Raw genomic sequence first — 19,541 nt, 5'->3', positions numbered from 1 at the left:
CATGAAGATCCCACTGAAACACCTCGTCCAGGCACTCGCGGCCCTCATCGGGCTGGTCGCCGTCTTCGGGCTCGTGCAGCCGCCCGTGCTCGCGGCCGCCGCACGCCCGTCGCGCGCCACCGCCCGCGCGGCGGCCGCCGGCACCTTCAACGTCAAGGACTACGGCGCGAAGGGCGACGGCGACGCCAACGACACCTCCGCGATCAACAAGGCCATCACCGCGGCCAATGACGCCGGCGGCGGAACGGTGCGCTTCCCGTCGGGGACGTACAAGTCCTCGAACACCATCCACATGAAGAGCAACGTCACGCTGCAACTGGACTCCGGCTCGACCATCAAGGGCGCGAGCGGGACCGGCTACGACAAGCCCGAGTCGAACTCCAACGACAAGTACCAGGACTACGGGCACAGCCACTTCCACGACGCGATGATCTACGGCGACAAGCTCACCAACATCGGGTTCACCGGCTCCGGCACCATCGATGGCGGCGGCCACCTGATCACCGGCAACCCGGACAGCGGCCAGGCCGACAAGATCATCTCGCTGACCCGCTGCACGAACCTCACGCTGAGCGGCATCACGCTGCGTCGCGGCGGCCACTTCGCGGCGCTCATCAACGGCTGCGACCACGTCACGTCCGACCACCTGACGATCGACACGGCCAGTGACCGCGACGGCTGGAACATCATCAGCACGACCAACGTCACGATCACGAACGCGAACATCTCCGCCAACGACGACGCTCTGCCGTTCAAGAGCGACTACGCCCTCGGAGCCAAGCTGCCCAGCGGCCACGTCACCGTCACCGATTCGAAGCTGTCGGCCAAGTGCTGCAACGCGCTGATGTTCGGCTCGGAGACCTGCGGCGACTTCACCGACTACACGTTCTCGCACATCACCATCACCGGCGCGCAGAAGTCCGGCCTCGGCATGGTGTCGATGGACGGCGCGAACATCTCCGACGTCCACTACAGCGACATCACGATGTCCGGCGTGCGCTCGCCGATCATGCTGAAGGTCGGCACCCGGAAACGCTGTGGCAACAGCCCAGGAGTCGGTCACATCTCGGGAATCACGGTCGACAACGTCACCGGCACCGGCGCGAGCCCGTCGTTCAGCCCCACCATCTGGGGGCAGTCCGGCGGCAACCAGATCAGCGACGTGACGTTCACCAACGTCGACCTGACGGTGCCCGGCGGGAACGGCACGATGGGCACCGGGGTGCCCAGCGACAGCGGTGACTACAACCCGAAGAGCATCGGCACCCGCCCCGCGTACGGCTGGTACATCCACAACGCGAACAACATCAAGTTCGTGAACAGCTCGGTGCGGTTCAGTGAGGACGACGGCCGGCCCGCGGTCATCGCCAACACCGGAAGCGCGATCAGCTTCGACCACTTCACCGCGCAGCGCGGCGGTGACAGCCCCTCCGACCTGCTCTTCCAGAGCATCAACGGCTACTGCGTGACGAACGGCGCCAACACCTCCGGTGGGTCGCTGCGCGTCGCCACCAGCGGCGGCTCGACCCGATCGTGCGGGAGCCGATGATGAGATCTCGTCTCGCCGCCCTCGCCGTGGCGGCGACCACGCTGGCCGGGCCGGGGGCCACGTCCGCGGCCCACGCCTCGGACAACGGCCTGTCGGTCCGGCCGGCGATGGGCTGGAGCAGTTGGAGCTTCGTCCGCCGCTGGCCGACCGAGGCGAAGATCAAGGCGCAGGCCGACGCGCTCGCGAGCAGCGGCCTGAAGGACCACGGCTTCGTCTACGTCAACCTCGACGACTTCTGGCAGAAGTGCGACTCGAACGGCTTCACGGTCGACTCGTACGGCCGCTGGGCCGTCGACACCTCCAAGTTCCCGTCCGGCATCAAGGCGCTCGCGGATTATGCGCACGGCAAGGGGCTGAAGTTCGGCTTCTACGTCACGCCCGGCATCGCCAAGAACGCCGTCACCAAGAACACCCCGATCGAGGGCACGTCATACCACGCGAAGGACATCGCGGACACGTCCAAGACGGAGAAGAACTACAACTGCAAGAACATGTACTACATCGACTACTCCAAGGCCGGCGCCCAGGAGTTCGTGAACTCCTGGGCGAAGCAGTTCGCCTCGTGGGGCGTCGACTACCTCAAGATCGACGGAGTGGGCAGCGCCGACGTCCCCGACGTCCAGGCGTGGGACAAGGCGCTGCGCGCCACCGGCCGTCCGATCAACTTCGCGCTGTCCAACAACCTGCCGATCGCGAACGGGGCGACCTGGGAGAGGCTGGCCAACAGCTGGCGCACCCAGGGCGACATCGAGTGCTACTGCGGCTCCGGCTCGAACGGCAGCGGCTATCCGCTGACCGACTGGTCGCACGTGTCGAGCCGGTTCGGGTCGGCCGCGTCCTGGCAGTCGTACGCCGGTCCCGGCGGGTGGAACGACCTGGACTCGCTGGAGATCGGCAACGGTGACCAGGCCGGCCTGACCGCCGACCAGCGCCGGTCGATGTTCACGCTCTGGGCGATGGCGGCCTCGCCGCTGCTGCTCGGCACCGACCTGACCCACCTGGACGGCACCGACAAGGCGATGCTGACCAACGACCGGCTGATCGGCGTCGATCAGGACGGCGTGGCCGCGAGCCGCGTCGTGAGCAGCGGCTCGCAGCAGGTCTGGCGCAAGAAAGAGGCGAACGGCGACTACGTCGTCGCGCTGTTCAACACCGGAACCTCCGGAAACGCCACCGTGAGCGTCAAGTGGTCGCAGGTCGGGTTCTCCGGCGGTGCCGACGTCACCGACCTGTGGTCCGGGAAGAAGACCGGTACCGTGGCGAACTCCTACACCGCGACGCTCCGGCCCGGAGAGACGCGCCTGATCCGCGCCCACCCGCTCTGACCCCCTCTCACGCGGTGGGCCGCCGCGGATGGGCGGCCCACCGCGTCCCGTGTCCCCTGACGCGGGGCCGTTCCCATACGGCTGAGGGCTACCCGCCGGCGTCGCCGGGCCGGGGACGGTCGGTGCTGTCGGCGCGGTCGATCTCGGCCATGTGCTCCTCGGCCCAGTCCCGGACCGCCGCGAGCACGGCCTCGAGCGACAGCCCGAGGTCGGTGAGCCGGTAGTGGACGCGCGGTGGCACGGTCGGCTCAACCCGGCGGGCGACCAGGCCGTCGCGGGTCAGGCTCCGCAGCGTCGTGGACAGCATCTTCTGCGAGACCCCGGGCATCCGCCGCTGAAGCTCGGCGAAAGCCGGGTGCCGGTCAACGGCATCGAGGTGAACGTGGCGACCGCCGGGGACGGGCCCGCCGTCCTGCTGCTGCACGGCTTCCCGCACACCTGGCGGCTGTGGACCGAGGTGATCGCCGGTCTCTCCGGGCGGTACCGCGTCATCGCCCCGGACCTACGAGGGTTCGGCGCCACCACGAGGGCGCCGGACGGCTACGACGTCGGCACCCTCGCCACCGACGCCGAACGCCTCCTCGACGCTCTGGGCGAACCGACGGCGGCGGTCGTCGGCATCGACGCGGGCACCCCGCCGGCGTTCCTGTTCGCCATGCGGCGGCCCGGCCGCGTCAGGCGGCTCGTCCTCATGGAGTCACTGCTGGGCCGGTTGCCCGGTGCCGAGGACTTCCTCGCCGGCGGACCGCCGTGGTGGTTCGGCTTCCACTCGGTTCCGGGGCTCGCCGAGACGGTCCTGACCGGCCACGAGGCCGAGTACGTCGACTGGTTCCTCACCGTCGGCACCCGGGGCCGCGGCGTGCCACGCCCGATCCGCGACGCGTTCGTCGGCGCCTACACCGGAACCGACGCGCTGCGCTGCGCCTTCTCCTACTATCGCGCCCTGCCCGCCGGCGCACGGCAGATCCAGGACGCCGTCGAGTCCCACCGGCTCACGGTGCCCACCATGGCCATCGGCGCGCACCCCGTCGGGAACGCCCTCGAACGCCAGTTGCGACCGGTCAGCGACGACCTCACCGCCCACGTCATCGACGACTGCGGCCACATCATCCCGTTGGACCGCCCCGATGTCCTCCTCCCGCTGCTGACGTCGTTCCTCGCGGCCGACCGGCACGTGTGACCGCGTCGAGGGCCGCTTGTCATCGTCCACACGATCGACGACCCACGGCGCGGAAACCGCGGCGAACACCTTGACTCCATGGCTTACCCGGCTTACAAGGGCAGGGGTGTCGATCTCGAAAACGACGACGAGGAGGACTCCGGTCGCATCGGGGATTACCCGGTCCACATCGATGATGACGGTGCGACCTGGGGCGACCCGATCAGGACCGGAATGCCGTGCGACGTGAAGGCCGTGCGGTTCATCGACCTGCCGACGACCGGCGTGCGGCGGTAGGTCAAGCTGGAGGTGGACGGCACCCGGGCCGCCGAGAGCGTGCCCGCCTTCCACGAGAACCTCCACGAGAGACCGCGATCGACGAGGTCCGCGCGGGCGGGGCTTCCCCACCGGCCGCGGCGGCACCCGATGAACGACGTCCGGCGGGCACCCTCCGCCGGAGGCACCGATCGATCGAAGGGATGGTGACGATGGCAGACATCCACGGCAAGGGGAAGCGGCGGGGTGGCGAGCAGACCACCTGGAGGAAGCCGGACTACGACATCGTCGAGACGTCGATGGAGGCGTCCGCGTACTTCCTCTCCACCCGGTAAGACCCTTGCTGCTGCAGATCCTCGGCACGGCCGCCGGCGGCGGCGTGCCCCAGTGGAACTGCGCATGCCCGGGGTGTGCCGGTGCCCGCTCCCACCCGGAGCGACGGCGCCGGCACGCCTCGGCGGCGGTCCGCGCCGGCGACCGATGGTTCGTCATCAACGCCACGCCGGACATCGCCGACCAGGTCGAGTTCTGCGGCACGCCGGTCCCCGGCTCGCGTGACACACCCCTGGCCGGGGTGATCCTCACCGACGCGGAGCTCGACCACACCCTCGGCCTCGCGCGGCTGCGCGAGGCCGCGTCCGTCGACGTCATCGCGACACCGGCGGTCACCGGCGCGCTGTGCGACCGGGTCCGCCTGGACGACGTCCTGACCCCGTACACCCGTCTGACCTGGCACGAACTGCCCGAGGACCGGCCGCTGCGGCTCGGTGGCACCGTCACCGTGCAGGCCGTACGCGTGTCCGGCAAGCGGCCGCGCTACGCCGCCGACGCCGACGCCGACGGCGCGTGGTCGGTGGCGCTGCTCCTCGCCGACGGCGACCGGACCGCGGTCTACGCGCCCTGCGTGGCCGACTGGTCGCCCGCCCTGGACGAGGTCCTCGCGCTCGCGGACTGCGTGATCATCGACGGTACGTTCTGGGACGACGACGAGCCCCGCCGCATGGGGATCTCGGAGCGGACCGCCACCCAGATGGGGCACCTGCCGATCACGTGGACGGCCGGCCCGCTGTCCCGGCTGCGGGCCCGGCGGCGCCTCTACACCCACCTGAACAACACCAACCCACTGGTCGACCCGACCGCCCCGGCCCACGCGTCACTTGCGGCCCTGGGCATCGAGGTCGCGCCCGACAGGACGGTGATCGAGCTGTGAACGTCACCGACACGGACCACGGCAGGCTCGGCGCGACGAGCGGAGTGGGCGCCGAAGGACGAGGCGCCCGCGGAGCGAGTGAGGAGGGCGAGCGCGCGATGGACGCGGCCCCCTGGACGGCGGCCGGGTTCGAGGAGCGGCTGCGGGACGTCGTCCTCCGCCGCTACCACCACCGCCATCCCTTCAACCTGCGGATGCACGAGGGCGCGCTGACGCCCGACGAGCTGCAACGCTGGATCCTCAACCGCTTCCACTACCAACGGCACATCCCGATCAAGGACGCCCTCATCCTGGCCAAGCTGGAGACGCCCGAGCTGCGGCGGATGTGGATCCACCGCATCCACGACCACGACGGCACCGCCCCCGGTGAGGGCGGCATCGAGCGGTGGCTGCGGCTCGGCGAGGCGGCCGGCCTCGACCGGGACCGGCTGCTGTCGGGCGAGGACGTCCTGCCGGGCGTACGCCTCGCCGTGGACGGCTACGTCAACTTCTGCCGTCTGCGCTCCCCGCTGGAGGCCGTGGCGTCCTCGCTGACCGAGCTGTTCGCGCCGGACCTCATGCGCGTGCGCATCGAGGCGTTCGAGCGCCACTATCCCTGGGTCGACGCGGACGGGCTGCGGTACTTCCGCGGCCGGATCAGCCAGGGGCGCGACGACAGTCAGGAGGCGATCGGCCTCGTACGGGACTGGGCGCGAAGCCGCGCCGACCAGGAGCGCGCGCTCGCCGCCCTGTCGTTCAAGTGCGACGTCCTGTGGAGCCTCCTCGACGCGGTGGAGCACGGGTGAGCGCCGAGTGGCGGCCGGCGCTGGCCGCCTCGATCGTGCTGCGCCGGGACCGGGTGCGGGACCGGGACCTGCTCGTGATGCCCGAGCGCGTCGTCGTCCTGAACGCGGAGGCGGGCCGCATCCTGCGGCTGTGCGACGGAAGCCGTACGGCGGACCAGATCGTCGGCGAGCTGGCGGAGGACTTCCCCGGCGCCCCCGTCGCCGACGACGTCGGCGCGTTCCTCGACCGGGTCCGCGATGAGGGGTGGCTGCGTTGAGCGCCCAGGGGATCGAGCCGCCGTGGGCGCTGCTGGCCGAGGTCACGCACGCCTGCCCGTTGCACTGCCCGTACTGCTCGAACCCGCTCGAGCTGGTGCGGCGCTCCGCCGAGCTGGACACCGCCGAGTGGGTCCGGCTGATGGGCGAGGCGGGCGACCTCGGCGTCGTGCACGCCCACATCTCCGGCGGCGAGCCCCTCCTGCGCCCCGACCTCGCCGAGATCGTCGCGGCCGCCGAGCGCGCCGGGATCTACACCCAGCTCGTCACCAGCGGCGTCGGCCTCGACGCGGACCGGCTCGGCGCGCTCGTCGACGCCGGACTGCGCAGCGTCCAGCTCTCGGTCCAGGACGCGACCGCGGCGGCCTCCGACCACATCGCGGGCCGGCGGTCCTTCGCGGACAAGGAGCGCGCGGCCGAGGTCGTGCGCGCCGCCGGCCTGCCCCTGGGCCTCAACGTCGTCCTGCACCGGCACAACCTCGCGGGCCTGGACGGGATCATCCGGCTGGGCGTGGAGTGGGGCGCCGAGCGCATCGAGCTGGCCAACACCCAGTTCTACGGCTGGGCGCTGCGCAACCGGGCCGCCCTACTGCCGGGCCGGGAGTCGCTGGCCGCCGCCGAGGAGACCGTACGCCGCTGGCGGGAACGCACCCCGATCGAGCTGATCTGGGTGGTGCCGGACTACTACGAAGGCGTGGCCAAACCGTGCATGGGCGGCTGGGGCAACCGCTCGATCACGATCGCCCCGGACGGGCGCGTGCTGCCGTGCCCGGTCGCCTACGCCCTGCCCGCCCTGTCCCCGCCGAACGCCCGCGACCACTCCCTCGCCTGGATCTGGACGCACTCCCCCGCCTTCAACGCCTACCGCGGCACGGGGTGGATGCGCGAGCCGTGCCGCACCTGCCCGCAGCGGGAGGTCGACTTCGGCGGCTGCCGCTGCCAGACCTTCGCGCTGACCGGCGACCCGGCCCGTACGGACCCGGCCTGCCGGCTGTCCCCCGACCATCACCTGATCCAGGAGCTCACCGCGACCCCGGCCGACGCGGACTTCGTCTACCGCCGCCCCGGCGCCTGACCTCACGCGCCGCACCGAACCACCGGCATAGCCGCCTGCTCCCTCAGCCTCCCCGCGGAAGGATTCGCCGCAATTCACATCATTTCCCCTAGGTAATGGAGGCCCGTTCAGCCGATTGCCGGGGCGGTGGTCCGGCCCAATTCCTCGAGGGCGCCCTCCGCCTCGGCCTGTTCGTCCCAGGGCGCCGGGCCGTCGGCGAGCAGCATGGTGCGTTCGGGGCCCTTGCCCGCCAGGACGACCACGTCACCAGGCCGGGCCCTTTCCATTGCCCGCCGGATCGCGGCCCGCCGGTCCAGGATGACCTCGTAGTCGATGCCACGTCGCCGCGGCCCGACGCCCGATTCGATCTGCCGGGTAAGGTTCGCCGGGTCTTTGTCGACGGGATCGTCGGTCGTGAGGATGAAGAAGTCCGCGTACTTCGCCGCCGCACGTCCCATCCCCACCGGGTCATGGTCGGCGTGGCCGGTCGTGCCGAAGACGGCGATCAGCCGGCCGGAGGTCGTGGTGCGGAGCTCCCTCAGCACGCTGCGCAGGCGCAGCGATGAGTGCGCGAAGTCGAGATAGACGGTGAACGGCTGTCCGCGGTCGATGGGCTGGAGACGCCCGCGCACGCCGCCGAAAGCGGACAGGGCATCGGCCACGACGTCGATCGGCGCCCCGAGGGCCAGGCCGGACGCGGCCGCGCACAGCGCGTTGCGGACGTTGAAAAGGGCCGGTAGGCGCAGGTGGACCGGGGCTGATCCGTTGACGCTGCGCAGGACGAAGCGGGTGTGGTTCCGGCCCACGGACACATCGGTGGCCCGTACGTCGGCGGGATGGTCGATCGCGTACGTAAGGCGCCCTTCGGTCGTGCAGCGCGCGCTGAGGAGTTCGAACGAGGAATCGTCGCGGTTGAGGATGGTGGTCTTCGGGACGCCTTTGTCAGCCGACCCCGCGGTCAGATCCATGAGCCGTGCCTTGGCGTTGAAGTAGTCCTGTGCGGTCCGGTGGTAGTCCAGGTGGTCCCGGTCGATATTGGTGTACGCGGCGACGTCGAACTCGCAGGAGGCGACCCTGCCTTGTTCCAGGGCATGCGAACTGGTCTCGAGGACCGCGGCGCGCATGCGACGCTCGACCATCCGTGCCAGCCACTCCTGGTTGTCGGGGGCGGCCATGGTGGTCTGGCCGGACCTGTTCTCGTCGGCGTGAGATCCGGCTCCGTGAGCGACCGTACTGAGGTATCCGGCAGGGATTCCGGCGGCGGTGAGGACGTGGGCGGTCATATGCGTGGTCGTCGTCTTGCCGGCGGTACCGGTGATGCCGACCATCAGCAGATGACGGGCGGGTCTTGCGTGCAGGGCGGCGGACAGCTCGGCCAGGCCGGTGCGCGTGTCCGGGAGGATCAGGGCGGGCGCCCCCGCGGGAATCGGTACGGGCCGCTCCATGGCGACCGCGATGCCCTCCGCGGCGAGGCGGGGCACGTGGTCGTGACCGTCCGACCGCAGGCCGCGGACCGCGACGAACAGGTCCCCCGCCCGCACCTGCCGGGAGTCGTGGACGACACGGAGCACATCGTAGTCACCGCTCGAGGGTCGCAACTCGGCGGCGAGGACATCGGCCGCGAGGTCACGTAGGCGCATGGGAGTCCATCTCTGTGTCAGGGGCGCTCTTGACCACGTTCATCCGACCTATCCGCTAAGCGATTGCTTTTCACTGCGATTCACAATGGCGCGCCGAACATAGCCCCCTTGAGGCTAATACTCAGGAAATATCCAGTTAGCTGACAATAACCTCGTATTTATGCAGGCCAAGCACATGATCACTTCGCTGCCGCACGGTCACAGATCGTCATCTTCAACGAATCGCGCCCTCATTCACCGTGACGGAGTACCGCACGGACCCCGGCCGGATCACATGCTTCGATGTAGCGGGAAGTCGGTACCGCCCGTCGATTACCGGCCGACCGCCTTCCCGGCGCAGGCGCGCACGAGGCCGCGGGGCTGAAGCCCGGGCACACGGCGCTCAGCGAGCCGCTGCGACGACCGCGCCCAGGTCGCCCGCGACCATCACCGACACGCGCCTGCCTGACAGCGCTTGTGACGGCCCCTGGGTTTGGTGAAAACTAGGCAGCCGACAAAGGGTGATTACAGGACAAACTTGCCCGCACGCCGCTCTTTCTGGGGATGAGCGGATGCGGTGAGAAGTGGGGCGGGGGCCGGTGAACCGGGACGAGGTGGATCGTGTCCTCGGCCGTCTGCGCGACGAACGGGACCGCATCACCTCCGGACTGCTCGAGCTCGAGGCACAACAGGGGTACAAGCTCCTCAAAGGGGCGCCGCTGACCGGACGCACCGCCGACCGCTGGGCCGGGATCGGCGACCGGATGGCGTCGATGTGGCGGCTGTTCGAGGCGTACGGCGGCGTGCTGGGCCGGGCCGAGGAGATCCGGGCCCGGCGGAAGCGGCCCGATGACGCCGAGCTGGCCGAGCTGGAACACCTGCTGCGCGGCCCGTCGATCGAGCTGGCCACCTCGATCCCGCTCGAGAAGCGGACGCTGCTCGGCCCCTCCACCGAGCGCCTGTCCCTCGACGACGTCGTGACCAGGATGACCGCGCTGTACGAGAAGGCGGCGCGCGACATCGCCGAGGTGGACACCGCCTGGTCGGCGCTGCTCACCCGGCTCGACCGGGCGGCCGAGGCGGCGCGCGCCGTCGAGCGGATGCTGGAGTCCCTCGGCCCCGACCCGGAGTACGACCGGCTGAAGGGCGAGCTGGACGGACTCCGCGAGACGGTGCGGACGGACCCGCTGTCGATCCGCCCGGCCGCCTTCGACGGCGTCGACGCGGCCCTCGCTTCGCTGCGCTCCCGGCTGGAGGAGGCGGTCCGCGTCCGGGCCGAGTACGACCAGCGGCTGCGGCGCATCGAGGAGACGATCGGCCTGGTCCGCGCCGCCGAGGACGAGGCCGTGCTCGTACGCGACCGGATCCTCGCGAAGATCGCCTCGCCGGTGCTGCCGGACCTGCCGGACTCGTCGGCGGCGCTGGCCGACCGGCTGGCCGCGATGGGCGCCGTACCCGGCCGGTGGACCGAACTGGCCGCTCGGGTCGCGCAGCTGGAGGAGGCCGCCGCGGCGGCTCTCGAACAGGCGCGGACGACCGTGGCGACGATCGCCGGGATCCTGGAGCGGCGGGACGAGCTCCGGGGCCGGCTCGACGCGTACCGCGCCAAGGCCGGGCGGCTCGGCGGAGCGGAGGACCCCGAGCTGACAGAGCTCTATCAGCGTGCCTACGACCTGCTGTGGACCTCCCCCTGCGACCTGCGGCGATCCACCGCGGCGCTGGCGGAGTACCAGCGTGCGATCGGAGACAGAAAGTGAACTGCACTCAGCCCGGCTGCGCCGGAACCGTGGAGGACGGGTACTGCGTCGTATGCGGTATGGCACCCACCGCCGCGGCGCCGGTGAACGACCGGTGTACCCAGCCCGGTTGCACCGGGACCGTCCAGGACGGCTACTGCGACGTCTGCGGCATGGCCGCCACCCCGCCCCCGGCCGCCGCCGTTCCACCGCCCGCGGCCGCGCCCGACGACCGCTGCGCGCGGCCGGGCTGCGGCGGCACGATCGTGGACGGGTACTGCGACCTCTGCGGGCTGGCGCCGGCCGCCGGATCCGGGGCGGCCCAGGCTCCGGCGGGCGGGTCCGCGGCGGCCGCGGGCTCGGCCCGGACGTCCGCGTCCGCGCGGTCGGCGCCGGTCAGCCGCGGGACGGGCGTCACCGGAATCACGGGGAGCACGTCGAGCCGCAGCGTCCGCACCGGCTCGTCGCGGTCCTCGTCGCGCCGGCGCGGGATGCTCGGCGCGGGCCTGGTCGAGGTGCCGCGCGTGCCGTACCGCGACCCCGCCTCGGCCGTGCTGGCCAACCCCGTCGTCGCGGAGAACAAGCGCTTCTGCAGCGTCTGCGGTGAGCCGGTCGGGCGTTCGCGCGGCGACCGGCCCGGCCGCGCGGAGGGGTTCTGCCCGAAGGACGGCACCCCCTTCTCGTTCTCGCCGAAGCTCAAGGCGGGCGACCTGGTCGGCGGGCAGTACGAGGTGCTGGGCTGTCTCGCGCACGGCGGTCTGGGCTGGATCTACCTGGCCCGCGACCGGAACGTCAGCGACCGGTGGGTCGTGCTCAAGGGCCTGCTCGACACCGGGGACGCCGACGCGCTGGCCGCGGCGGCGGCCGAGCGGGCGTTCCTCGCGGAGGTCGAGCATCCCAACATCGTCAAGATCTACAACTTCGTGCAGCACGACGGCTCCGGGTACATCGTCATGGAGTACGTCGGCGGCCGGCCGCTCAAGGACATCCTGAAGGACCGGCGCGAGCAGGAGGGCCCGGACGCCGCGCTGCCGCTCCCCCAGGTCATCGCGTACGGCATCGAGGTGCTGCGCGCCTTCGACTACCTGCACGGCCTCGGCGTCCTCTACTGCGATTTCAAGCCGGACAACGCCATCCAGTCCGAGGAGCAGCTCAAGCTGATCGACCTCGGCGGGGTCCGGCGCGTGGACGACGTGGACGGCGCGATCTACGGAACGGTCGGCTACCAGGCGCCCGAGATCGCCGACCTCGGCCCGTCGGTGAGCTCCGACCTGTACACGGTGGGCCGGACGCTGGCCGTGCTGAGCTTCCCGTTCAAGGGTTACACCACCAAGTGGGAGACGAACCTGCCGCCGCGCGAGGAGGTGCCCGTCCTCGCGCGCCACGAGTCCTACGACCGGCTGCTGCGCCGCGCCACCCACGCCGACCCGGACTTCCGGTTCCAGGACGCCTCCGACATGGCCGACCAGCTCACGGGCGTGCTGCGCGAGGTGCTGTCCGCCGAGGACGGCACGCCGCGCCCGGCGGCCTCGACGCTGTTCGGGCCGGAGCGGTTCACGGCGGGGGACGTGTTCGACCCGCTCGTGCCGGCGGACGCCGCCGCGACGTTGCCGGCGCCGCTGGTGGACTCCGCCGACCCGGCCGCCGGTTTCCTCGCCGGTCTCACCGCGCTGGAGCCGGAGCGGCTCGCCGACGCCCTGACGAACGCGCCCACCCGTACGCCCGAGGTCGACCTGACGCTGGCCCGGGTGCGGATCGAGCTGGGTGACACGGCGGGGGCGCACGCGGTGCTGGACGCCCTGCCGCAGGAGGACTGGCGCGTCGGCTGGTATCGCGCGGTCGCGGTGCTGGCGGCCGGTCGGGTCCCGGAGGCGGCCGGCCTGTTCGACGAGCTGTACACGCTGATGCCGGGTGAGGCGGCGCCCAAGCTGGGCCTGGCGTACTGCCGCGAGCTGCTCGGCGATCACGCCGGCGCGGCGGACCTGCACGAGGCCGTGTGGCGCACCGACCGGGCGTTCGTCACGGCGTGCTACGGGCTGGCCCGGGCGCGGCTCGCCCTGGGGAACCGCGTCGGGGCGTCGCAGGCGCTGGACTCGGTGCCCAAGATCTCCAGTCACCGCATCGCGGCGCAGATCTCCGCGGTGCACACGGCCGTGCGCGACCGGAACCCGGCCGAGATCACCGAGCCGGACCTGGTCGGCGCCGGCGCCCGGCTGGCCGCCCTCGGCCTCGACCCCGGCCGCCACGGGCTGCTCGCCCTCGGCGTGCTGGAGGCCGCGCTCGAACGGGTCCGCCTCGCCGGCGACGGCACCGGCTCGGTGCTCGGCACGCCGCTGACCGAGTCCGGGCTGCGCCGCAAGCTGGAGGAGACCTACCGGTCGCTCGCCCGGCTGGCCACGACCCGCGCCGAGCGGCACCGGCTGGTCGACCAGGCCAACGCCGTACGCCCGATGACGGTGATCTGACCGTGGGCGCCAAGGAGAGCTGCCCGTGGTGCGGCAGCGAGGTCTTCGCCGGTGAGGCGTTCTGCGAGGCGTGCGGCCGGTCCCTGACCGCCGCCCCCGCCGCCGGGGACGACGGGTCCCCGGCGGGCGGACCTGCGCCGGCCGGAGCCTGCGCGGAGTGCGGTTCGACGGCGTTCAGCGAGGACGGGTACTGCGAACGGTGCGGCCTGCTGCGGCCCGGCGACCGGGACCACGTCGAGGCGGAGGCGGGCGGCGCCGCCGGGGTGACGGACCGGGGCCTGCGGCACAGCCGCAACGAGGACGCGATGGGCCTGGCCGTGGTCGGCGCGGGCGTCGCGGCGGTCGTCTGCGACGGCGTGTCGAGTTCTCCCCTGCCTCAGGTGGCCTCCCAGACCGGCGCCGACGCGGGCCTGGCGGTCCTCACCGAGCGCCTCACGGCGGGCGACGACCCCGAGAAGGCCACCCGGGCGGCGCTGACGCGGGCGGTGGAGGCGGTCACGGCGCTCGCCGAGTCGCCGAACGACGCGCCGGCCTGCACGTACGTCTCGGCGTACGCCGGACCGGCCGGGGTCACCGTCGGCTGGGTCGGGGACAGCCGCGCGTACTGGCTCGGTGGGGAGGCGTCACGGCAGCTCACCGCCGACGACTCCTGGGCCGCCGAGATGGTCGCGCACGGCGCGCTGACCGAGGCCGAGGCGCAGGCCCACCCGAACGCCCACGCCATCGTCGCCTGGCTCGGCGCCGACGCGGGCGAGGTCGAGCAGCACGTGACGTCCTTCGTCCCGGAGGGGCCCGGCACGCTGCTGCTGTGCAGCGACGGGCTGTGGAACTACTACCCGGAGGCGGCGGGCCTGGCCGCCGTCCTGCCGGACGCCGACCCGCTGACCGCGGCGCGGCATCTCGTACGCCTCGCGCTGGACGCCGGAGGGCGCGACAACATCACCGTCGTGGTGATCCCTTTGACACAGGAGAGCACGCGCAATGAGTGAACAGCCGGACTTCAGCATCCGGATCGACCAGAACAAGTACCTGCCGCAGGGCGGACAGGAGGTCCACGCGGTCGTCACGGTCGAGTCGACCGGGGCGCCGGTCGCCGCCGGCGTGGGCACCGGGACGTCCGCCGCCGAGGTCATCATCATTGACACCTCCGGGTCGATGGACTATCCGCGGAACAAGATGATCTCGGCGATCAAGGCGGCGCAGGCCGCGGTGGACACCCTGCGCGACGGAGTGAACTTCGCCATCGTCTCCGGGTCGAGCCGCGCCACGATGGTCTACCCGCGGGCCGAGGAGCTGATCCCGGCGAACGCGCAGACCCGCGCGGAGGCCAAGGCCGCGCTGAGCCGGCTCAAGGCGACGGGCGGGACCGCGATGGGCGCCTGGCTGACCCTCGCCGGGCGGCTGTTCGCCGGGCACCCGGACGGTATCCGGCACGCGATCCTGCTCACGGACGGCAAGAACCAGCACGAGTCACCGGAGCAGCTCGACGCGGCGGTGGCGCAGGCCGTCGGCCGGTTCGTCTGCGACTGCCGCGGCGTGGGCACCGACTGGGAGGTCGCCGAGCTGCGGAAGGTCGCGTCCGCGCTGCTCGGCAGCCTGGACATGGTGGCGAGCCCGGAGGCCCTGGAAGCCGACTTCCGGGCGATGACCGAGGCCGCGATGGGCAAGGCCGTCGCGGACGTCGCGCTGCGGGTGTGGACGCCGCAGTACGCCAAGCTGCGATTCGTCAAGCAGGTCCTGCCGAGCGTGGAGGACCTCACCGGACGGCGGGCCGACGTCGACGAGCGGTCCGGGGACTACCCGCTCGGCGCGTGGGGCAGTGAGAGCCGCGACTACCACATCTGCGTCGAGGTCCCGGCCGGCGAGGTCGGCCGGGAGATGCGGGCGGCGTGGGTCAAGCTGATGCTCGGCGACCAGGTGGTGGCCAGCGGCAACGTGCTGGCCGAGTGGACCGACGACGAGGCCCAGTCCACCCGGATCAACCCGAAGGTCGCGCACTACACCGGCCAGGCCGAGCTCGCCGAGAACATCCAGGCCGGCCTGCAGGCCCGCAAGGACGGCGACCTCGACACCGCGACGGCGCGGCTGGGCCGGGCCGTCGCGCTGGCCCACCAGTCGGGCAACGAGGCGATCGCCTCGCTCCTGGGCAAGGTCGTGGACGTCGACGACCCGGCGACCGGCCGCGTACGGATCAGGAAGGACGTCGACAAGGCCGACGAGATGTCCCTCGACACCCGCTCCACCAAGACCGTGCGCACGCGCCGGAGCGAGGGCTGAGCATGGCGACCTGTCCGGCCGGGCACACCTCGACGGCCACCGACTACTGCGACGTGTGCGGCGCCCGCATCGGCGACGCGGCGGCGGTCCCGGCTCCCGCGCCCGCCGCCGCGGTGACCTCTACCTTCGGGACACCGGCCCCGGGGGCCCCGGCGGCCGGTGACCCCTGCCCCGACTGCGGCGCGCCGCGTACCGGGCGCTTCTGCGAGGCCTGCGGGTACGACTACGCGGTCGGCGGCGGCCGGCCCACCCCGCCTCCCCCGCCGGCGCCGCCCGTGCCGCCCCCGGCGGGCGGGGACCCGGACGAGGAGGACCCCGTCACACGTGACTGGGCGCCCCCGAAGGCGCCCCAGCCCGAGCCGCCGGCCACCGACTGGGCGGCCGTCGTCATCGCGGACCGGGAGTACTACGACCGCGTGGTGACCGAGGACGAGGACTTCACGTTCCCGCCGTACTGCCCGTCCCGGCGCATCCCCCTCTCCGGCGAGCAGGTGCTGATCGGGCGGCGGAGCGCGTCGCGGGGGGTCACGCCGGAGATCGACCTCAGCGAGCCCCCCGCCGACCCGGGCGTCTCGCACACCCACGCGGTCCTGCTCGCCAAGCCCGACGGCACCTGGACGCTGGTCGACCCGGGCTCCACGAACGGCACGACCATCAACGAGAGCGACACGCCCATCCCCGTCAACGTGGAGGTTCCGCTGCGCGACGGCGACCGCGTGCACGTGGGCGTCTGGACCACCATCACGCTGCGGAGGCTGCGGTGACGATCACGACGACCCCTCCGTCCTCCCCTGCCCGGCGGGGACGGGTGACCGGGCGCCTGCGGATCCGGACGATGCCGGGCCGCATCCGCGCGCTGGCCGCCCTCGCGGCCCTTGCGGTGCTCGTCGTGCTCCTCGTCACCACGCTGACGGTACGGGACGCCCGGGACGGGCTGCGGGTGATCGGCCACGACGCCGGCCCGCAGGTGGTCGCCACCGGCGACCTGTACTTCGCGCTCAGCGACATGGACGCCCAGCTCGCCGACGCGCTGCTGATCGGCGGCGACCCGGGGCTGGCCGGCCGGCGCGGCGCGGCGCTGCGGTTGTACGAGCAGCGCCGGTCCGAGGCGAACGGCGCGCTGCTGCAGGGCTCGCGGCTGGCGGGCAGCGACCCGACCGAGCAGCGCGACGCGCAGGCGATGCTGGACGCGCTGGGCCGGTACGAGCGCCTGGCGGGCCAGGCGCTGCTCACCGACGAGAACTCGAGGCACGCCGCCGGGCCGCCGCCGTCCGCCGTCACCGCGCTGTACCGGCAGGCGACCGACCTGATGAAGCTGGACGTGCTGCCGAAGGCGTACAACCTGACGCTCGACAACGGCACGAAGGTGCGCCGCACGTACGAGGCGAAACGGTCGGCGGTGCTGCGGGGCCGGATCTGGGTCGTGCTCACCGGCCTCCTCCTCATCGTCGTCCTCGCCGGCGTGCAGGTCTACTTCGCCGCGCGCTTCCGCCGCCTGGTCAACCCGTTCCTCGCCCTGGCGACGGTGGGCACCCTCGTGCTCGTCGTGGTGAGCGTGGCGCTGCTGTCCAGCGAGGCCGGACGCCTGCGGACCGCCAAGGAGGACGGCTTCGACTCGGTGCTGGCGCTGTCGCGGGCCCGGGCGATCAGCAACAGCGCCCACGCGGACGAGAGCCGCTACCTGCTCGACCCGGGACGCGCCGACACGTACGAGCAGGTCTACCTGGACAAGTCCGAGGCGATCCTCTACGTCCCCGCGGGCAACCTCGACACCTACTACTCCCTGCTCGACGAGAAGATCGGCGGCAGTGACTTCCTGGGGTTCTACGGCACCGAGGCGCACCACATCACGCTGTCCGGGCAGCAGGCGGCGCTGCGGAAGGTGCTGTCCGGATACCAGAAGGTCCAGAACGACGACCGGACGATCCGGCTGGTCGCGACCTCCGGTGACCGCCGCAGGGCGCTCACCGTCAAGCTCGGCGGCGGGACCGACGACTTCGAGGCCTACGACAAGGCGCTGGTCGCCCTCAAGGACCTGCACGGTCGCGCGTTCGACCAGGCGATCGCCTCCGGTGACCATGGGCTGCGCGGGTGGAACGTCATCCTGCCCGGCGCGGCCGTCGTCCTCATCATCCTCATCCTCGCCGGGGTCCGGCCGCGGCTGTCCGAGTACCGGTAAGGGAGCACGCAGATGCGACTACGTCGAATCGGCCTCGCGGTGGCGCTGTTGCTGGCGTCGGCCGGGTGCGGGGTGGCCGGCGGGGAGACCGCGTCGGTCAGCGGCAAGGACCACCTGGTCGTCGGCGTCGCCAAGGACCAGCCCGGTCTGGGCTTTCGCGACTCGAGCGGCACCTACAAGGGCTTCGACGTCGACGTCGCGCGCGACCTCGCGCGGCGGCTCGGCGCCAAGCACCTGACGTTCAAGCCGCTGACCAGCGGCCAGCGGGAGGCGGCGCTGCGGAGCGGCGACGTCGACATGGTCGTGTCGAGCTACTCCATCACGCAGGAGCGCAAGACCCAGGTCGTCTTCGCCGGTCCGTACTACGTCGCCCACCAGGACACCCTGGTGCGCTCCGGCGAGACGACCGTACGGAACGTGCGCGACCTGCGCGGGAAGCGGCTGTGTCAGGTCACCGGATCGGTCTCCTGGCGGCGTGTCACCGAGGAGCGCAAGATCGCCGCCCGGCTCGTGCCGGCCTCCTCGTACGGTCAGTGCCTGGACGACCTCGTCTCCGGGACGGTCGACGCCATCTCCACCGACGACCTGATCCTCGCGGGCTTCGCCGCGCAGCGCGGGAACCAGGTCCGGTTCGTCAACGCCCCGTTCTCGGACGAGCGGTACGGCGTCGGGCTGCGCCCCGGCGACATCCGGGGCTGCGAGGACATCAACAAGTCGATCACCGAGATGTACCAGGACGGCACGGCCGCGACCCTGCTCAAGCGGTGGTTCGGATCGACGGGACTGAACGTCACGACGACGGTCCCGCAGTTCGAGGGCTGCGGCTGAGCCGGTCGGCCACGCGCTCGGCCCGCGCCCCTGTCGGCGCGGGCCGAGGACTCGTCCTGAAGGGTCGCGCCGTGGCGGGCCGGGTGCCCGGTTCGAGGACCGTGGCAGCGGGTCGCGGGTCGGCGCGGATCAGGACCGCGGCACCGAGACGGCGCCCTCGAGGTGGAGTTCACGGGCGGAACGCGACGGTACGGCGGCCCGGCGGGTCGCGACGGAGCCGACGGCGGGCCGATGGGTCCGCGGGCGGCCCTGGAGCACGGAGTCCCGGCCGACCTGGCACTGCCGGCCGGGCCTCCGGGCGGTGCGGGTCGGGGCCGTGACGTCCGCCGGTTCGAGGACGGCGGCGGGCGAGGAGACCGCGGTCGTCTCCGGTCCCGGTCCGGCGTCCGCGACGGGCGAAGAGATGGGGGCCGTCTCCTGCGCCGAGGCGGCGTCGGCGACGGGCGGGGACGCGAGGGCCGCCACCGGCTCAGCGGCGGCGGACGGCTCCTGGGCGGACTCGGACTGCGGCAGCAGACGGTCCTCGTACATGATGGTCACCAGTACGGCGAGGGCCACCGCGGGCAGGGCGAGCAACGCAGCCATCGATCCTCACCCTTCCCGCGCCGGGACGCGTCGGTGCGGCGTTCGTCCGCCCGCCCATCGGGTGTCGCTCATGGTTCGAGCCTCCTGTCTCGACGACCGGTCAGTGCCTCGGTGCGCCCTGCCTACCCGCGAAAATGTCCACCTAACGCCCGTTTTTAGCCGATCCGAAATCGGCATCGTCTCGTTGCGGCCGCCCCACTCCGGCGGCCACCGCTTACCCGTGAGTAACGTAAGTGCAG

At 72.1% G+C, this 19,541-nt stretch carries 19 protein-coding genes; 16 read left to right on the top strand and 3 right to left on the bottom strand.

Annotated features, from left to right (window positions below; translation table 11 throughout):
* The first annotated feature begins 1 nt into the window (after position 1).
* Together AB0K82_RS36995 and AB0K82_RS36990 are read left to right on the top strand one after the other, a co-directional pair.
* Positions 2-1,549 (top strand): glycosyl hydrolase family 28 protein, encoded by a 1,548-nt coding sequence (locus AB0K82_RS36995; RefSeq protein ID WP_364406047.1) that lies wholly within the window; start codon positions 2-4, stop codon positions 1,547-1,549.
* On the top strand, positions 1,549-2,874 hold the full coding sequence (locus tag AB0K82_RS36990; RefSeq protein WP_364406044.1) for a glycoside hydrolase family 27 protein: 1,326 nt from the start codon (positions 1,549-1,551) through the stop codon (positions 2,872-2,874). Before AB0K82_RS36995 ends, AB0K82_RS36990 begins: the two co-directional genes overlap by 1 nt.
* 88 nt (positions 2,875-2,962) lie before the next feature.
* On the opposite strand, the gene AB0K82_RS36985 is transcribed toward AB0K82_RS36990, so the two are convergent.
* On the bottom strand, positions 2,963-3,298 hold the full coding sequence (locus tag AB0K82_RS36985) for a helix-turn-helix domain-containing protein (protein ID WP_364406041.1): 336 nt from the start codon (positions 3,296-3,298) through the stop codon (positions 2,963-2,965).
* Between AB0K82_RS36985 and AB0K82_RS36980 the strand changes: the two genes are divergently transcribed.
* The 7 genes from AB0K82_RS36980 (at position 3,230) to pqqE (ending at position 7,634) form a co-directional block, all read left to right on the top strand.
* Entirely contained in the window at positions 3,230-4,054 is an 825-nt protein-coding gene (locus AB0K82_RS36980) for an alpha/beta hydrolase (protein WP_364406038.1), read from the top strand. The two genes, AB0K82_RS36985 and AB0K82_RS36980, sit on opposite strands and share 69 nt — an antisense overlap.
* Before the next feature lie 78 nt (positions 4,055-4,132).
* Positions 4,133-4,330: a hypothetical protein gene (locus AB0K82_RS36975; RefSeq protein WP_364406036.1), complete on the top strand. Its 198-nt coding sequence runs from the start codon at positions 4,133-4,135 to the stop codon at positions 4,328-4,330.
* 191 nt (positions 4,331-4,521) lie between these two features.
* On the top strand, positions 4,522-4,644 hold the full coding sequence (locus tag AB0K82_RS36970; RefSeq protein ID WP_345357656.1) for a hypothetical protein: 123 nt from the start codon (positions 4,522-4,524) through the stop codon (positions 4,642-4,644).
* Between the two features lie 5 nt (positions 4,645-4,649).
* Positions 4,650-5,519 (top strand): MBL fold metallo-hydrolase, encoded by an 870-nt coding sequence (locus AB0K82_RS36965; RefSeq protein WP_364406033.1) that lies wholly within the window; start codon positions 4,650-4,652, stop codon positions 5,517-5,519.
* Complete coding sequence (gene pqqC / locus AB0K82_RS36960; protein ID WP_364406030.1) at positions 5,516-6,304, top strand: pyrroloquinoline-quinone synthase PqqC; 789 nt, start codon at positions 5,516-5,518, stop codon at positions 6,302-6,304. The genes AB0K82_RS36965 and pqqC overlap by 4 nt, the downstream gene beginning before the upstream one ends.
* The gene (pqqD, locus tag AB0K82_RS36955; RefSeq protein WP_345357647.1) at positions 6,301-6,561 is read left to right on the top strand and encodes a pyrroloquinoline quinone biosynthesis peptide chaperone PqqD; all 261 of its coding nucleotides are present in this window, start codon (positions 6,301-6,303) and stop codon (positions 6,559-6,561) included. Before pqqC ends, pqqD begins: the two co-directional genes overlap by 4 nt.
* Positions 6,558-7,634 carry a pyrroloquinoline quinone biosynthesis protein PqqE gene (gene pqqE / locus AB0K82_RS36950; RefSeq protein ID WP_364406027.1) on the top strand — a complete coding sequence of 359 codons (1,077 nt, stop codon included), beginning with the start codon at positions 6,558-6,560 and terminating at the stop codon, positions 7,632-7,634. The genes pqqD and pqqE overlap by 4 nt, the downstream gene beginning before the upstream one ends.
* A gap of 107 nt (positions 7,635-7,741) precedes the next feature.
* Here the strand turns inward: pqqE and AB0K82_RS36945 are convergent, their stop codons facing one another.
* Entirely contained in the window at positions 7,742-9,253 is a 1,512-nt protein-coding gene (locus AB0K82_RS36945; protein WP_364406024.1) for a UDP-N-acetylmuramoyl-L-alanyl-D-glutamate--2,6-diaminopimelate ligase, read from the bottom strand.
* Between the two features lie 593 nt (positions 9,254-9,846).
* Here AB0K82_RS36945 and AB0K82_RS36940 point away from each other — a divergent pair.
* From AB0K82_RS36940 to AB0K82_RS36910, 7 genes are read left to right on the top strand one after another with little or no spacing between them, the layout of a single operon-like run.
* Entirely contained in the window at positions 9,847-10,989 is a 1,143-nt protein-coding gene (locus tag AB0K82_RS36940) for a hypothetical protein (protein WP_364406022.1), read from the top strand.
* Between the two features lie 59 nt (positions 10,990-11,048).
* Entirely contained in the window at positions 11,049-13,433 is a 2,385-nt protein-coding gene (locus AB0K82_RS36935; protein WP_364406020.1) for a tetratricopeptide repeat protein, read from the top strand.
* A gap of 2 nt (positions 13,434-13,435) precedes the next feature.
* Positions 13,436-14,422 carry a protein phosphatase 2C domain-containing protein gene (locus tag AB0K82_RS36930; protein WP_364406017.1) on the top strand — a complete coding sequence of 329 codons (987 nt, stop codon included), beginning with the start codon at positions 13,436-13,438 and terminating at the stop codon, positions 14,420-14,422.
* Positions 14,415-15,710 (top strand): VWA domain-containing protein, encoded by a 1,296-nt coding sequence (locus AB0K82_RS36925; protein ID WP_364406014.1) that lies wholly within the window; start codon positions 14,415-14,417, stop codon positions 15,708-15,710. Before AB0K82_RS36930 ends, AB0K82_RS36925 begins: the two co-directional genes overlap by 8 nt.
* A 2-nt stretch (positions 15,711-15,712) precedes the next feature.
* Complete coding sequence (locus tag AB0K82_RS36920) at positions 15,713-16,474, top strand: FHA domain-containing protein (protein WP_364406011.1); 762 nt, start codon at positions 15,713-15,715, stop codon at positions 16,472-16,474.
* Positions 16,471-17,889, top strand: coding sequence for a hypothetical protein (locus tag AB0K82_RS36915; RefSeq protein WP_364406008.1), 1,419 nt, complete (start codon positions 16,471-16,473; stop codon positions 17,887-17,889). The genes AB0K82_RS36920 and AB0K82_RS36915 overlap by 4 nt, the downstream gene beginning before the upstream one ends.
* 12 nt (positions 17,890-17,901) lie before the next feature.
* Positions 17,902-18,717, top strand: coding sequence for a glutamate ABC transporter substrate-binding protein (locus AB0K82_RS36910; protein ID WP_364406005.1), 816 nt, complete (start codon positions 17,902-17,904; stop codon positions 18,715-18,717).
* 129 nt (positions 18,718-18,846) lie between these two features.
* Here AB0K82_RS36910 and AB0K82_RS36905 read toward each other — a convergent pair whose 3' ends face one another.
* Entirely contained in the window at positions 18,847-19,302 is a 456-nt protein-coding gene (locus AB0K82_RS36905; protein WP_364406002.1) for a hypothetical protein, read from the bottom strand.
* Between the last annotated feature and the right edge of the window lie 239 nt (positions 19,303-19,541).

Origin of the sequence: Actinoallomurus sp. NPDC052274 (assembly GCF_040679475.1) — a bacterium.
Taxonomy (GTDB): domain Bacteria; phylum Actinomycetota; class Actinomycetes; order Streptosporangiales; family Streptosporangiaceae; genus Actinoallomurus; species Actinoallomurus liliacearum.
This window is presented reverse-complemented; position numbering and strand designations above follow the sequence as displayed.